Below are 16,575 nucleotides of genomic sequence, written 5' to 3'. Positions count from 1 at the left end.
GATGCCGAAAATCAAACGATACAAGGGCGTGAGGCAGCTACCGGATGGGCGTTTTCTCGTTCGCTACCCGGAGCTGGCGCGGAAATACCATGAGCGGATTCTTGAGAGGCATGAGGCGGAAACGCTTGAGAATGCCATCGGGATGTTGGACGGGTTGAGGGCGAAGGTCCAGACGGGTGCAAGGCCGTGGGAAAGGGTGGCCCCGGAAGCGGTGACCACGTTCAACATGCTGGCCGATGATTGGCTGAACTACTCGCGGATTCACTTAAAGGCATACGTGCAGGACGTGTACCTGCTCAAGACCTTGATGGAACTTGGAGGATGGAGTAGCTTGGAGATGGTAGAGATCTACGCGCACGTGGCCGACGAACACAAGGCGGAGGCGATCAAGCGCCTGGACGCCTATTCCGGGTCGAAAATTTGGAGTAATTTTGGAGTTGCCAAAGCTCAGGAAGCCCTGGCTTCGTAAGCCTCTGAAATCACTAGTTGCGCCTGTAGCTCAATGGATAGAGCATCAGACTTCGGATCTGAGGGTTGGGGGTTCGACTCCCTCCAGGCGCACTTTCTACCCTATCGCCGGCTTCCTGCCGGCCAAATAGGTTGCCCCCTCCGCTCCGCTTCGGGGACGACGAAGGGACTCAACGTGGGATCTCGGCGTCGAAAGTGCGGCCGGCATCACGCCGGATCGCACTCGCATCACGCTCGACCGCACTTCCTTCGTCATGCCAACCCTCCATGGTCGGCGTACAGCAGTAGTGGTAGCCGCGGGCTTTAGCCCGCGTCTAATGACGCACCCTGAAGGGTGCGCCTACCTCGAATACCGGCTCGCATCACGCTCGACCGCACTACGCCGACGTGAACGCCGGAATTCCTCCTCCCACGTGCGACGTTCGCCGTTCCACGTTCATGATTCAGATGTTCGACGTTCACGACCCTGACGGACGGCCAAGGTGACCCGTGACGTCTAAATTCAAAAGCCATCAATAAGAGTCACTATTGCCGCCAATTTGATATTGACAAACCACATGAATTCTTGTACACGTGAATCAGGGACGGGAGCATGCCAAAAAGCCGGTCACGGCAGTTATCACTCGCGTGGGGTCTATCCCTTCTACTCATTTTGTCCGCAGTTTCAACTCTTCAAGGTTGTTCCAAGCGCGACAAGAGCGCGGTTGGCCACGGAGGCGCCGGCGTATATCAACGGGGCGGGCGATACGAGCGACTTCCGGGTGAAGCCGACGGCAGGTTTGGGACTGAGGTGGATCTCCCCGGGGAGGGCCCCGCGCCGGACGTCGTTCCCGAGGATCTTGCCGGTGTGGACGCTCCGGCAGTGACCAAGGAACAGCAGGACAAGCTCGGCCTTTTTGATCGAGGGGTTCTCGAAAAGGCGCATGAGGTGCCCGGCTCCGCAGTCAAGATCCCGCCGAGGTCCGGACGACCATGAGAAAGCGGGTCTGGGCGACGGCGGTATCGGCGGCGTTGTGGTTCATGTTGCGAAGCGGTTCCGCCCATGCCTGCCTCGAGCCGCTCCTCCTGAGCGACAACAATAACTACATCAACAACACGGACATATGCACGCTTCCCACAACCCAGCCCGGCTCCAACAACGGCATCTCGGACTACGTGAGCGGGGGCAGCAGGTGCAACGGCGTGACTCCGAGCGCGCTGTGTCGGGACTACTGGAAGTTTGTCCTCTCGGATTGGGCCAACCTGACCGTCGATATGGACACGCTAGGTTCGGACGTGGACCTCCATCTCTACAACGGCGATCTGAACGAAATCGCCTCCTCGGCGAATTCCGGCACGACCGCGGAGCAGCTCACGGCGTCCGGCCTCACGCCAGGCACGTATTACGTGCTCGTCAACATGTACGGGACGGCCGATTCAAACTACAGGGTGTGGGCCACGGTGACGAAGCTGTGCGACGAGGCCGCCACCAGCGGAGATCTGAACAACGCCTACAACGAATCCAAGGTCTGCCACCTCCCCACCACCGGCACGTACGCGGGAAACATCAACGCGAGCGTGGACACCGCCGACTGGTGGAGCGCGGCGACCAGTTCCACCGGAAAGTTCACCGTCCGGCTGACGGGACTCTCCGCCAACGTGGACTTGGACCTCTACGATTCCGGGCCGAGCACGCTTCTGGACTCCTCGGCGGGAACGGGCAGCACGGACGAATGGGTGGACGGCGGTTCGACCGCCCTCTCGGCGCGCACCTACTACGTGCGGGCCCGCGCCATCGGTTCCGCTTCCACCACCTACACTCTCAAAACCTTCTACTGCTCCGAACCGGACAGCAGCGCCAACGACCGCAACAACGGTCCCTTCGGAAGCTCCATCTGCCCTCTCCCCACGACGGGCGGCGTCCAGTCCGGCGCCTTCAACAGCAGCACGGACAAGGAGGACGACTTCTGGAAAATGGTCCTCGGCTCCTCGGGTTCGGTCAGCGTCAAGGTTGATCTCACCGGACTCTCGGTGGATTGCGACCTCTACGTGTACGACGAGACCTTTCAGACTCAATTGGGGTCCAGCATCAATACCGGCACGGCCAACGAGTCGATCACGGTCTCGCTTTCCCCCGGCACCTACGCTATCTGGGTCAACGACTACGCCAACGGGACGACCACCTACAGCCTCTCCGCCCAGATCCAGGGCGACTCGACTCCTCCGGGCGCCCCCACAAGCCCTTCTTGGTCGGATGGCTCCACCAGTTCGGACCTCAACATCACGGCCACGTGGACGGCGCCGACCGACCCGTCCGGGATCGCGGACTACAGGCTTCAGGTCTGCGAGTATCCCTCCCCCGCCACGCCGAACTTCGGCACCTGCACCCTGCGATACAACGGCTTGATCGGCAGCAGCGCCACGAGCACCACGCTCACCTCCGGGCAGAACGGCATTGCCCTGGACAAGTTTTACTACCTCCATGTGGCGGCGAAGGACGGCGCCGGAAACGAGGGATCCTACAGTTCGGCATCAGGCTATGTGAACACGGTGGATACCGCGCCGCCCGATTTCATGGGTCTCGAGGCGGCAAGCGATCCGGGGAAGGGCGGCTTCGTGGACCTCCAATGGGCGGCCGCGAACGACGCCTCACCGCCCATCACCTACAACATCTATTACTCCACCACGTCCGGCGGCCAGAACTACAGCTCGCCTACGTTCAGCACGACCAACACCTCCTACCGCGCATCGGGCCTCACGAACGGCACCACCTACTACTTCGTCGTCCGCGCGAAGGACAATCTGGCCCAAGAGGACACGAATACGGTGGAGAAGTCGGCCGCGCCCAGCGCCAATTTCATCTCTTGCTACAGCCCCACCAACCAACCTCCGCACGATTTCGAGTCGAACAACGGCGGCTGGACGCCCAGCAGCGCGAATGTGGCCTGGGGCACGCCCACCGGCTCGGGTGGAAGCGCGGCGGGCAACCCGGACCCTCCGAGCGGATACGGGGCCACGAGCGGGAACGGGAAGGTGTGGGGAAACAACCTGTCGGGCGACTATCCGAACAATCAGACGATCAACCTCACCTCCGTCGCCTTCAACTGCGCCAATCGCTCCAACATCAAAATCCGTTACCGGCGGTGGCTGAACCACGAGGGCAACGGCTACGACATCGCGCGCATTCAAGCGTGCGCGGGAGGGGGATGCAGCTTCACCGACGTGTGGACCGCCGGCGCGACAGCGGGGAGCGGAAGCGTGCGGGACGCCGCGTGGTTCCTGCACGAGGTGGCGCCGAGCCCGGCCAACGCCTGGGACGGACAGACGTCCCTCCAAATCCGGTTCAACTTGACGACGGACAACGCGGTGGCGCTGTCCGGATGGAACATCGATGAATTCGATATCGGAGGCGTTTCCACCGACACGACGCCGCCGACGTTCGCGGGCGCCACCTCGGCAGTCACCACCTGCGGCAGCGGCTGCGTAACGGTCTCCTGGGCCGCCGGGAGCGATGCCTCCGAACCGGTGACGTACAACATCTACAGGGGATCCACCGGCTTCACGCCCGGGCCGTCGAACGCGGTGCCCCCCGGCGGGTTCACCGGCACCAGCTACACCGATACCGGCCTGACGGCGGGCACACAGTACTGTTTCGTCGCGCGGGCCCGCGACGCCATGGGGAACCAGGATACCAACACCGTGGAACGCTGCGCCACGCCGACCACCACCGCGCCCAACGCACCGACTTCCCCATCTCAAGCCGACGGAAACGACACGCCCATCGCCCAAGGCGGTTCCATCACTTCCAATACGGTCAAGTTCACGGCCACGATGACCGACCCCGATTCCGACACAGTCAAGCTGCAAGTTGAAGTCAAGGCGGTCGGCATCGCCTTCACCGGCGTGCCCACCGTTTCCGCCACGACGTATGTGGCGAGCGGGTCGAGCCAAACGGTATCCCTGAGCCTGTCGAACGGCTCCTACCACTGGCAGGCGCGGACCATGGACAGCCTCGGTTCATCATCCGTCGCATGGACCGCCTACGGGGCCAATACGGATCCCAACGACACCGACTTCACCACGAACGGCTCGGCGCCCGATTTGATCCTGGCTACCGCCACGGACACGGCGGGGACGCCGACGGCCGGCCTTTCCGCCGGCGATCGCGTCATCCTCGAATTCTCTTCCGCGACAAACCAGGCGACGTGCCCGGGCGTTCTGACGTATCTCCTGCTCAGCAGTTCACACGGTTGGGGGTCCGGGCCCAGTTGCTCCTGGGATACCAATCAGAAGCTGACCATCACGCCCGGTTCGGGCGCCACGGTGGCCGCCGGCGATACGATCACCATCCAGAACGCCGGTTGCGGCTCGTCGATCTGCGACAGCGGGAACTCCAATGTCGCCCTCGGTTCCCCCCCGGGAATCTCGGGGACCTTCGACGCGGGAGTCCGAAGTCTGTCCGTCATCCGCGGCACCCTCCAAGCGTTCGGCGCCAACATATGGACACAGTGTACACAGGCGCAGTCGGACTACGACTCAGACCTCGCGGGCACGGCGGGCGATACGTTCCTGGGCACGTTCGTCCTCTCGCGCGAAGGGGCGGCCGGAAGCGGAGATTCAATCTACGTCGTCAACTCGGCGGGAACCGACCTGCGCGCCTCCGCCGCCGTGGACACGCTGTGTGGGGGCGCCTGCGGGGACGGCGTGGGCACCGTGTGGGCCTACACGCAGAACTGGGGCGCCAATACCTGCGCCGGAACGGAAAAGGAATGGATCTGGTTCGGCACGACCACGGGGAAAATGGTCGGCGCCACGTTTACCGGCTCGGCCATCGGCATCGAAACAGGCTACACGGGTGGATACACCGGAGGCGGCACGGCCTGCAAGGGATCGGCCGTCACTTTCAACAAAATCACCACAGGTGTGCAGGGCGACAACGAAATGATCTATTTCGGCGCGCAGACCGGGGCGGCCGTTGATTACGTCTGCTCGGTCTGCTGGAACAACAACGCCTCCAACACCTACTGCAACACGACAAACTGCACCGGCTCGACGGCCCCGTACATCTACAAGTGCGTCGATGTCGACGCCAATCCGCCTACGGAGGACAGCACGGCCATGCAGTACAACGCGAGCGCCACCAACCTGCGCGTGTACGTGGCAGGCACGGGCGCGAGGGGCGTCACCGAATTCCAGGCCACTACCGCGGCGGACGGCCTCCTCACGCCGGACACCGCACCGGCCACATTGACCAAGAACATCGGCGGCGGCTACGCGGTCTACGGCTTGCCCTGGATGCACATCACCCAGGGCCGGTTTTACGTCCCGACGGCGTCCGGATCGGCGGGGGCGCTCCGCGTATTCAACAAGAGCGACTTCACCGATTACACCAACTTCACCGGCGGGTACACCGGCGGCGGGGGCGTGGGACCTTCCAAGGCGCTCCAACCGTGGCTCGCGCACGGCGGGATCTTCTTCGGGGACGACACGGGCAAGCTCCACTGCGTCGTCGAATCGACCGGGGCCGCCTGCACGGGCTTCCCCGTCCAGCCCGATGGAACGAACCCCATCCGGTCCCAACCGGTCGTGTACAAGGGCGTCCTCTACTTTTCGAACACGGTGGGCAAGGTCTTCGCCTACGACATCACCACCAACTGCTGCACGCTCAAGAGCCCCGTCCAGCTCACATCGAACGGCTACCCGTTCAACCTCGGCGTCAGTCTGGCCGGCAGCCTCGTGCCGGACCTCAACTACACCTACCTCGTTCTCGGCGGCGTGGGCGGCAACGTGTGGTACCTCCCGATGTGGATTGTGGATCCCACGCCATAGTGGACGGCAAACCGGGAAAACCCGAACAGGAGAAAGATGGCGCCAAGGCGAAGTACGAGCCGCCCCGGATCGAGTCCGAGAAGATTTTCGAAGAGTCCGCGCTCGTGTCGTGCGGCAAGAGGCCCGGACAAGGGGCGTGCGCCGCGTCGAACAGAGACTCCTGATCCACACGAGATGGTCTTCGAGCGTCTAACAGAATGCCGATTCGTAGGGGAGCATCTTCAGATGCTCCCTCTTGCCGGGAGGGTCTGAAGACCCTCCCCTACTTGCTCCCTCTTGTCGGGAGGGTCTGAAGACCCTCCCCTACGCATTCTGTTAGACGCTCTTCGAGGCCGAACCCCATACCGTCCTCGGCATGGGGTTCGGCCTCGAAACGGACCTATCGGCTCTCGAACTCCAGCGTTCGATCCTCCACATCGCGATGATAGGCGGAGATCCACCTGTTTCCAGCGTCCCAGAAAACGACGATCGGAACGCCGCCCACCGTGTCGTTAACGGCGGCGCGCTCGCCGAGCGCGCTCAGGTCCTTCCAGAGATAGAACTTGGCCGCATCTTTTTGGATGACTCCGAACGCAAGGTCCTTCGACCCCACGTACCCGGCCTGGCCGGGGTCCGCCAAATGGTCCACGGGCGGAACGGTGGGGCGGAACGTATCCGCATCGTCGGTCCTGTAGTCCACGTCGGATTCCTCTCCCGCCCGGGGCGTTGTGTAGGGATACTTCCGGTAGTCGATGTCAAATCCCGTTTTCTCGGAGATGACTTCGGTTTCAGGGAAAAGGGTCCGCCAGGTTTTCCATGTCGTCTCCACGAACGGACAGGTTTTCGCCTCGCCCCATCGCGACTGCGCGAGGGGTCCCCGAATGATCTGCATCCGCATCTGGCTCCAGAAGCTGTCCGTCTCCCGGTCATAGAAAACGGTGTTGGAGTTGTAGAGACTGCCCGTCACTCCCAGATCCAAGGGAGACTCGCCCTCTCTGTAGGTGTCGAAAACGACGGTCGAACGCGTGAGCGCGCTGTGGGTGACGGCCATCGGCGCGCCCGCCAGCACGTCGTTGATCGCCTCATGCCGCCACAAAATTTTGTGGGGGTAGGCGCGCGCGCTCCCGCCGAGACGAATCCCAACGACTTCGTCCTCATCCGTCAGATAGGCAAAGGCGGCTGGATTGCCCGCGCCGACCCACGTCGGCCTTAGAGCCGGAATACAGTCGCGCCCCGCGCTGCACGAGGGCTTCAACGAACCGTCGGCCAACGTTTCCGGCATCTTGACGGCGGCGTTGGGTCGCGCCTCACGACCCCACACTTCGGCTCCAGGCCAGATGGCGCTCCATGCAAACCAGTAGGCCGTGAAAGCCTCACCGATCGTTTCCAGCCGGCGCCCGCCCTCCGCCATCGAACCGGCGACAGCCTCTCCAAAAACGTTCCACTCGCTGCCCGACTGCCGGTCGATCGCTTGGAAACCCCCGGCCAGAGGCCCACGCGGCGCTCCGCTCTCCAGAGGCTGGATCGCGCGACACGAGCGGTCCGAAGCCGATTGCAATTCGATCGGACTATTGTTTTCTCCACATGCGAACGCAAGCACTCCAACCATTAGAAAGCACACGTGATCTATCTTGATCCTCCCGCCGATGCCGTATCCGTCCGCGCACATGTGCAACATGTTGACATTCTACAGGTACTCTGCTAACATGTCAAAAAACAAGGGAGAACAAAATCCGGCCATTGTTTATCAGAGGCCATGCATAACGGAAATGGGCTGAGGGAGGGGGAGCCAGAGGTCGATCGGTTGACCTCCACGCTCCGTGATGACCTCCACCATTTTGTCGATCACGTCCGGAATGGAACTGACGTCAGGGATCATCGAATCTTCCTGACTCTTGCGGAAGTGCTCTCCAGCCTGCGGAGCCATGAACTCTTGTGGCTGGCCCAGATCTTCGCGCCTTCGTCTCGGGACTATGAATCCGATTTTCTCTATGACCATTCCATCAATGTCAGCATCCTGGCGATGGCCATGGGCCACGAACTGGAGATCGGCGGGCAAGACCTTCTCATCCTCGGAGCGGGCGGGCTGTTGCATGACGTGGGAATGTTCGACCTCCCCAGGGAAATCGTCCACATGCAGCGGCCCCTGACCGAACGGGAGCGCAAAATCGTGGAAACACATCCCGAGATCGGTTTCCGCATTCTCAGCGAGTCGGGTCTGAGGGCCGTCTTCTCGCGCATCGCGCTTCACGAACAGGAGCGCCAGAACGGGACCGGCTATCCGCACGGGCTGCACGGCGACGAAATCGAATATTTTGCGAAAATCGTCGGCTTCTGCGACACGATCGAAAGCCTCACGCACTACCGGCCCTATCGCAAGCCGAAGTCTTTTCTCGACGGGTTTTCGCTCCTCGTCAAGGACTCGCGCGAGCATTTCCCAAAACGCGTCTTGATGGCCGCGCTTCGCACGGTCACTCCCTACCCTCCGGGCTCGCTCGTGCGGCTTTCCACGGGGCGTATGGCGCGTGTTCGGTCGCCGAATCCCGATACGCCAATGAACCCCGTGGTGGAACTCTTGGAGGACGGTCCCGATGGACCCACCGGCGAGATCCTCGACCTTCGACTCCATCCGATGATCACCATTAAGGATGCCTCGGTCGCCGGCCACGAAGGACCCTCACACCGCATGGCCTGAGCGATCCCTCTACGCGCCGCCCGTGAATCCCCCCGCCCCCCCCGTCCCGCCGACGCCCCGCCCACACGAACACCACGCCTCCCTTCCGGATGTCCTGAAGATCATTCTGAAGCGGAAACACATCGTCATCCTCACCGTAACCGTCTCCTTCATCGTGTCTCTCGCCTTCATCCGAAGCCAGGAACCCGTTTTCCGCACCCGGTCCAGCGTGGAACTCGACCAATTCTTCACCATGGCTCCCGGAGGACGGGGGTATTCCTGGACCGACACGAAGACGGAAGGCTACATCGTCACCAGTGTGCCCGTCGTCATGGAGGTGGCCCGACGCCTCGGGCGGATTCCACCCGATTCCACGGAGGAGTCGATCTCCGCCCACCAGGAGCACCTTCGCGCCGTGAAGGAGATTCAGTCCAAGATCCGCGTGATCGAGCGGCCGGGGACGATGATCATGGATATCGAGGTGACGGCCGCCGATGCGAAGGAGGCCCGCGATATCGCCAATTTCACCGCCGAAGCCTACAGGGACCACCGGAACAGGCGGACGAGGGAGAGAGCCGACCAAGCCCACTCCTCGTCGGCCGATCAGCGCAAGCGGCTGGATGGCCAACTCGATCAAGCCGAAAGGGAGCTCGCCGATTTCAAGATGTCGCACCGCATGATGGAAGCGGAAGCCTCGCTGAACCTCCAACTCAGGCGTCTGATCGATCTGGAAGAACGGGAGGAGGCCCTGGTCGAAAGGAGAAAGGCCGTCGCCAGGATCCTCGACACCTTGCTTCAAGAGGACTACGCCCGCGGGGGAACGGTGCCCACCCTCGTTTTTGCCGGCGCGCCGGAGGACTACGAACAGCATCGCGCCGATTTCGTGCGGACGCTTTCCGAGAAAAGAGAACTCGAAAGCTCATTCACCACCGCTCACCCCCAGGTGCACAGCCTCGGGGATCGACTTCGCCAGGACCAGGAACAATTGGTCCTCGTGCTCCGGCGAACGCTGGATGACGTGGGGCGCGAGGAAGGGGAAATCGCCGACGCGCGCGGCCGGCTCGAAGCATCCAAACTGACGGTCCTGGAAGATCAGATCCAGCTCGTGCGGCTGGAGCGGAACGTGGAACGACGGCAAAGCATGCTGGACGAAATGGAGAAGGCCTGGCAGACCGCGCAGTACGAGCAAAGTTACACGAGCGACCTTGTGCGCGTCGTCGAGCTCGCTCTCGTGCCGGCCGCGGCCTCGAAGCGGCTGCAACTCACCCCCATGCTGTCGTTCCTCGCCTTCGGATTCATCCTGGGAATCGGACTGGCCTTTCTGCGCGAGTCGTTCGATTTCTCCCTCGACAACGTCGCGGAAGTGGAGGCCTTGGTCGGGCACCCGGTCCTGTCGGTCATTCCGCATTTCGATCCGGAGGGCGCCGAGGCCCGGCGCGTGGGAAGGAAGCGGAAGGAGGAGGGCGCGAACCCGCGTCCTTATTATCAGGACAAGATGGTGGCCCATTTCTGGCCCAAGGATCCGGTCGGCGAGAGCTTCAGGATCCTTCGGATGGGCATGCGCCGCGGGGCGGTCAAACATCGGGCGTTCCTCCTGACGAGCGCCACGCCCCAGGAAGGAAAGTCCTTCATCACCTCGAATCTCGCCATTACCTTCGCACAGGCCGGGTACCCGACGCTCCTCGTGGAGGCGAACACCCGCCGTCCGACCATGCACAAAATTTTTCCCATGAAACCGGAGCGCGGGTTGACCAACATCGTGCTCGACGGCGCGCCGTGGAAATCCCTTGTCCGCACCGTCTACGATTTCTTCCTCGAAGGGCTGGACCCGAAAACGCTTCAGACCACGCCGGGATTGGATAAACTCCGCATCCTCCCCGCCGGCCCCACGCCCGTCCACCCCTCCGAAACGCTCGAACAGTTGATGCGAGGAGGTTTGATCGAGACGCTGAAAAAAGAATTCGAGATCGTGATCGTCGATTGCCCGCCGATCCTTCCGGTGGCCGATGCCTCCGTCATCGCGCCGCACGTGGACGGGTTGGTCCTGGTGTACCGCATCGGTCGGACGCCGCGGGAGATGCTGCTCCGCGCGGTGGAATCGATGAAGGGGGCGGGCGCCAACGTCCTCGGGCTCGTCCTGAACGACATCGACTACCACGGCCCCTATTTCTACCCGCGCTACTTGTATCGCTACCAATACCGGGGCTACACGCCGGAGGCCGACGCAAGGAAGCCGAAGAGATTTCGAAACCCTTTCGCGCGCAAGAAGCACGGCCCGAAGGCTCCCCCGCCTCCTCCCTCGGAACTCACGGCCCTGGACTGAGAGTTCACCCCGCTCCGACTTCGCTTTTGGCGATGGATTTGGGCCGGAACAGGCTCTAGTATTGCCCGCATGGATTTCGGGTTCCTCCGGCGCGGATGGTGGGCGCCGGCGGCGATCCTTTGTTTACTTCATCTGTCCGGTTGCTCGGGATGCTCCGACAAAAAGCGCGAGCGCGCGGTCGAGCTGGAATTCGCGATCCCGCTCACGGCGGAACAGGCGGCGGCGTTGGAAGGCATTCGGGCAGGCGTGCGAGGAGGCCGGCGCGCGGAAGATCCGCAGTGGGCGGATGAACTGAGCCGCGCCGAAGGTGTTGCCGCCGTGGAGGACGTTTCGACCGCCGACGAGGCCCTCCGAGGGGCCGTGGCCGGAATCCGGCTCGACGATCAGTCCGCCGCCGAAGGGATTCGCGGACAGGTGGTCAGCGGCGTCCGTGGAGGAATCCGCGCGGCCACGTCGGGAAGTGGGCGACGCGGAGCGCCAGATCGTGACCCCGCGTCCCGTGAACCCGTGAACCAGGCGGATCCTTCGGGATCACAGGCTTACGGGGTCACGGGATCACGAATTCAAGCGAGCCACGAGAAACGAGCCACGAGCGACGACCCGGCCTTCGCCTTTCAATTCACGGCTCCCATTCCAGAAAAATCTCTCGCGCCGGGCGAACGCCGACTGCGAATCGTCATCAGCCCACCGGAAGAACCGGACTTGAGCCTCGTAGACGTTCAGATGCCTCTCATCGTCTCCAAAGACAAGCGCGGGCTGGTTATCGATGAGCAGGAGATCCCGCCCGAAATCGTCCAACTCCCCGACGGCGACGAGGACGGCGTCTCCACCCTCATCGAAACGATCACCGCCGGCCCGGAGTACGCCAGGGACCCCCAAAAGAAACCTTCCGTGGATCTCACTCGAGGCATGATGGTCCTCCTCGGCAAGAACCTCGGCCAAACCCTCCAGACGGAGCAGGGAATCACCGTGGAGGTTTCCATCGATCCCCAGGGGATTACGCTCACGCCGCCGGAAACGGCCGCCACCTCCATCCCCGCCGAGCCCGGCACGCCCGCCGCCGCGCTCCCGGCCGGGGTGACGATCACCGGCATCCCCATCACCTTCACCTTCTCTTGCACCGGAACGTCCGCTTGCAAGTTCGCCTGCTCCATCGACGGCGGCCCCTACTTCGGCTGCACATCGCCTTTCACGTGGAAGTTCGATTCGCCGGGAGAGCACCTCGTCAAAATCAAGTCGGCCGACAACATCGGAAACACCGATACCAGCCCCGTGGATCTCATCGTCAACGTCATCACCCCGGATCAGGCGGCCGATCCCGAAGCCGTGAAACAGTTCGATCTCCCTCCCAACACCCTCATCTTGGAAAAGCCGCCCTCGGCCACGTCCTCCGCCTCGGCCACGTTCACCTTCACGTCCTCCGAATCCAACTCCACTTTCGAGTGCGCACTCGACTCCGCGCCCTTTACCTCTTGCACCTCTCCCCTCACGCTCTCCCTTCTCACTCAAGGCAGTCACATATTCCGAGTCCGTGCCATCGACGCCGCGGGGCAGGTCGACGCATCTCCGGCCACAGTCACCTGGACGATCGATCCCAGCGCCCCCGTCTCCCCGGGCGCCTTCGACACCACAATCACCGGCCAGCCTTCCGCCACCAGCGGGTTTACCTCCGCCACGTTCTCGTTCACCTCCACGTTGGCTACCGCCGCTTTCGAGTGTTCGCTGGATTCCGCTCCGTTTGCTCCCTGCACCTCTCCCCTCACGCTCTCTCCCCTCACTCAAGGAAGCCACACTTTCCGCGTCCGCGCCGTCGACTCCTCCGGAAGCCGCGATCCCACACCCGCCTCCTACACCTGGACGGTCGATCTCACCGTCCTCGATACAACGATCACGAATCAGCCCGCAGCGATCATCGGTCAGCCGTCGGCCACTTTCGCGTTCACCAGCTCGAATTCATCCGCCACCTTCGAGTGCGATTTGGACGGAGGCGGGTTTTCATCGTGTGCCTCGCCGAAAACCTACGCCGGGCTGACGTCCGGATCGCATACATTCAAGGTGCGGGCGAAAGACTCATCAGGGAACTCCGACCCTTCACCGGCAGCGTTCACCTTTACGGTGGATGTATCGCCCCCCACGTTCGCCGGGCTCGCCTCCGCCGCCGCCGTCTCCACTTCCCAGATCGATCTCGCGTGGGCCGCCGCCACGGACAACGTAAGCCCCTCCAGCACCCTCGTCTACGAGATCTGCCAGTCCACCACGTCCGGCACCTGCACAACCACATTCACCGCCACCTACACCACCGTCGCAGGGGCCACTTCCCAGAGCGTCACCGGCCTCAGCGCCTCGGCCACCTACTTTTTCGTGGCGAGGGCCAAGGACGAACTCGGAAACCGCGACACGAACTCCGTCGAAAAATCCGCCACCACCCTCGGCGGCCCGCCTCCAGCCGGCGGAAACGTTCAGGCAATCACCGCAGGGGGATATCACACCTGCGCGCTCGCGTCGGACGGAACCTCCAAGTGCTGGGGGTACAATTCCTACGGCCAACTCGGCGATGGAACGACGGCAAATCGTCTTACCCCCAACACCGTACCCGCTCTTTCGAGCACGATCCTGCTGAACGGAGGCAACGCCCATTCCTGCTCGCTCACGGCGGACGGAACCGCCAGGTGTTGGGGGCTCAACAATTATGGCCAGATCGGCGATGGAACACTCGTTCAGAAAACGACACCGGTCGGCGTCTCGACTCTCACCGGCGTGGTGACGCTCGCGGGGGGGAAGGAGCACACTTGCGCCCTCCTTTTCGACGGAACGGTCCGATGCTGGGGCAACGATACAAACGGCCAACTCGGAGATGGAACATCGGCGAACCAGAAAACGACGCCGGTGGCCGTTTCCACCCTCACCGGAGCGGTGGCCATCACGGCCGGATTGGGCCAGAGTTGCGCCCTGCTCTCGGACGGAACCGTCAGATGCTGGGGGCTCAACAGCAGCGGCGAGGTTGGAGACGGGACAACGGCGCAAAAAACCACGCCCGTGGCCGTTTCCACCCTTACCGGCGCCGTGGCCGTGGCCGCGGGCGACCAGCATGTGTGCGCTCTCGTGTCCGATGGAACAGTCCGGTGCTGGGGAAACAACTTCAGCGGCCAGATCGGCGATGGCACGCCGACCAATCGCCCCACGCCGGTGGCCGTTTCCACCCTCGCGGGCGTGACGGCCATGACCGGCGGACTCGGTCACACCTGCGCCCTGATCTCGGATGGGTCGGCCAGGTGCTGGGGAGGAAACAGCTACGGACAAATCGGGGATGGCACAACCGCGAACAAATCCACTCCCGTGGCCGCTTCGACGATCGCGGGCACGGCGGCGATCACGGGCGGAGCCTACCACACCTGCGCTTCAGTCTCGGACGGATCGGTTCGGTGCTGGGGATACAATCTCTACGGCCAGATCGGAGATGGAACCACGGTCAACCGCCCGATCCCGGTTGCGGTCGGCGGCCTCACCGGCTCCCTGGGAGTGAAACTGGCCCGGCTGCATGAAGCCACCGCGGCCGGCGCACCGGCGAGACCGTGGCGCGAGGGCATCGTCGCGGGCTACATTCATTCATGCGCCCTGCTCTCGGACGGAACCGTCAAATGCTGGGGAGGGAACGGCAACGGCCAGCTCGGCGATGGGAGCACGACGAACAAATCGACCCCGACGATTGTCCCTGCGTTGACCGGAGCAACCTCCCTGACGGCCGGAGACTACTACACCTGCTCGCTGATCTCGGATGGATCGGCCCGCTGTTGGGGGCGGAATGATTTCGGCCAACTCGGAGATGGAAGTTCCGCGCAGAAAACTTCTCCCGTGGCCATCTCAACGCTGACGGGGGCCGTTGCCCTCACAGGAGGGACCTCACACACCTGCTCGCTTCACTCCGACGGTGCGATCAGGTGTTGGGGGAAAAACGACGTGGGCCAACTGGGGGATGGAACGACGGCGAACAAATCCACTCCCGTCACGGTCTCGACTCTCACCGGAGCCATCGCCGTGACATCGGGATTCGCACATTCCTGCGCGCTGCTCGCCGATGGCACCGTCCGCTGCTGGGGAAGAGGCACAAGCGGCCAACTCGGCGATGGAACAACCGTGAACAAATCCACTCCTGTATCCGTCTCCACGCTTACCGGAGCGGTCGCTGTTGCGGTGGGCGACTACCACACTTGCGCCCTCTCGGCGGACGGCGGAGTCAAATGTTGGGGATACAACGCCTTCGGCCAGATCGGGGATGGAAGCGGCTCGGATCGGTGGACACCCGTGGCCGCATCGACGCTCACGAACGCCTTCGCGGTCACCGCGGGCAGCAACCACGCCTGCGCGCTTCTGGCCAACGGCACGGTCCGATGCTGGGGGTACAACATTTTCGGGCAGTTGGGCGATGGGAGCACGGCGGACAAGCCCACCTCGGTGGCGGTCTCAACCCTCACTGGCGCGGTCGCGGTGACTGGAGGCGCCAGTCATACGTGCGCCGCCGTCTCCGATGGGACCGCCCGATGCTGGGGCGCCGGAGGCTCCGGCCAACTCGGGGATGGAGGCACGGCCAACCGTCCGACGGCCGTCCAAGTGACCGGCCTGCCTTGACGGCGAGGGCGCACCAACCTCACCGAAAGGTGGCCATCGATCCGAACCCGACTGGCAATCCACGAGGCCTGAAAACCGCCCCCCGCGATTTGACAACCCCCTCTAAATTGGTCTAATAGAACCCTCTGAAAGGACGGAGAAAATGTCGACGGTACCCATAAAAGTTATTCCGAAAGATCAGATCATCTTTCGCGAGGGCGCGAAGGGCGATGCCGGCTACCTCATAAAAACCGGCAAGGTTGAAATCTCCAAGCTGATAGACGGCAAGAAACTCGTGCTCGAGAACCTCGGGCCCGGTTCCCTTTTCGGCGAAATGGCCCTGATTCTGGATCAGGATCGGGCGGCCTCCGCGATTGCGAGCGAACCCGTGGAATTGTTCGTCCTCGACAAGGACGGCTTCACCAACATGCTGGACAAGTCGCCCAAGATCCTCGCCGTCCTCCTCAAGTCCCTCGTCAACCGCCTCAAGAAAACCGTCGAACAAATCAGCGCCAAGACCAGCGACAATCCGTTCATGAGCGTGGGCGTGGTGATGGACATGATGATCAAGATGACGCTGGCCTCGAAGCCGCAGGGGGGCGGAGGGCCTGGTGGCAAGGAGGGCACCCCAAAGGTGACCCTCGCCTACCGCGACGTTCTCGCGAAGTTGCGTGAGGCGCTTTCCATGACCGGCGCGGATGTGGAAAACGTCCTCAAG

Annotated in this window: 9 protein-coding genes and 1 tRNA gene; 8 read left to right on the top strand and 2 right to left on the bottom strand. The window is 62.9% G+C overall.

Translation table 11 applies throughout. From position 1 onward, the window contains the following. The first annotated feature begins 1 nt into the window (after position 1). Complete coding sequence (locus HYT87_13235; protein MBI2060726.1) at positions 2-469, top strand: hypothetical protein; 468 nt, start codon at positions 2-4, stop codon at positions 467-469. Positions 470-488: 19 nt separating this feature from the next. Continuing rightward, positions 489-561 (top strand) — tRNA-Arg (locus HYT87_13230). 571 nt (positions 562-1,132) lie between these two features. Here HYT87_13230 and HYT87_13225 read toward each other — a convergent pair. Beyond that, on the bottom strand, positions 1,133-1,393 hold the full coding sequence (locus HYT87_13225; protein ID MBI2060725.1) for a hypothetical protein: 261 nt from the start codon (positions 1,391-1,393) through the stop codon (positions 1,133-1,135). Between the two features lie 47 nt (positions 1,394-1,440). On the opposite strand from HYT87_13225, the gene HYT87_13220 reads away from it, so the two are divergent. Then, a complete protein-coding gene (locus HYT87_13220; protein ID MBI2060724.1) occupies positions 1,441-6,276 on the top strand; it encodes a pre-peptidase C-terminal domain-containing protein in 4,836 nt (1,611 codons plus the stop codon). Then, positions 6,276-6,440 carry a hypothetical protein gene (locus HYT87_13215; protein ID MBI2060723.1) on the top strand — a complete coding sequence of 55 codons (165 nt, stop codon included), beginning with the start codon at positions 6,276-6,278 and terminating at the stop codon, positions 6,438-6,440. The genes HYT87_13220 and HYT87_13215 overlap by 1 nt, the downstream gene beginning before the upstream one ends. A gap of 215 nt (positions 6,441-6,655) precedes the next feature. Here HYT87_13215 and HYT87_13210 read toward each other — a convergent pair whose 3' ends face one another. Then, complete coding sequence (locus HYT87_13210; GenBank protein MBI2060722.1) at positions 6,656-7,933, bottom strand: DUF3179 domain-containing protein; 1,278 nt, start codon at positions 7,931-7,933, stop codon at positions 6,656-6,658. A 78-nt stretch (positions 7,934-8,011) separates the two neighbouring features. On the opposite strand from HYT87_13210, the gene HYT87_13205 reads away from it, so the two are divergent. From HYT87_13205 to HYT87_13190, 4 genes are all read left to right on the top strand, one after another. After that, positions 8,012-8,950: an HD domain-containing protein gene (locus tag HYT87_13205; GenBank protein MBI2060721.1), complete on the top strand. Its 939-nt coding sequence runs from the start codon at positions 8,012-8,014 to the stop codon at positions 8,948-8,950. Continuing rightward, the gene (locus tag HYT87_13200) at positions 8,904-11,252 is read left to right on the top strand and encodes a polysaccharide biosynthesis tyrosine autokinase (GenBank protein ID MBI2060720.1); all 2,349 of its coding nucleotides are present in this window, start codon (positions 8,904-8,906) and stop codon (positions 11,250-11,252) included. The genes HYT87_13205 and HYT87_13200 overlap by 47 nt, the downstream gene beginning before the upstream one ends. A gap of 69 nt (positions 11,253-11,321) precedes the next feature. Next, positions 11,322-15,878, top strand: coding sequence for a hypothetical protein (locus HYT87_13195; protein MBI2060719.1), 4,557 nt, complete (start codon positions 11,322-11,324; stop codon positions 15,876-15,878). 142 nt (positions 15,879-16,020) lie between these two features. After that, a partial coding sequence (locus HYT87_13190) for a cyclic nucleotide-binding domain-containing protein (protein MBI2060718.1) occupies positions 16,021-16,575 on the top strand: 555 nt, incomplete at its 3' end.

Source organism: Nitrospirota bacterium (assembly GCA_016180645.1).
Taxonomy (GTDB): Bacteria; JACPQY01; JACPQY01; order JACPQY01; family JACPQY01; genus JACPAV01.
Note: the sequence above shows the minus strand (reverse complement) of the source record. Positions and strands in the feature narration are given on the sequence as shown.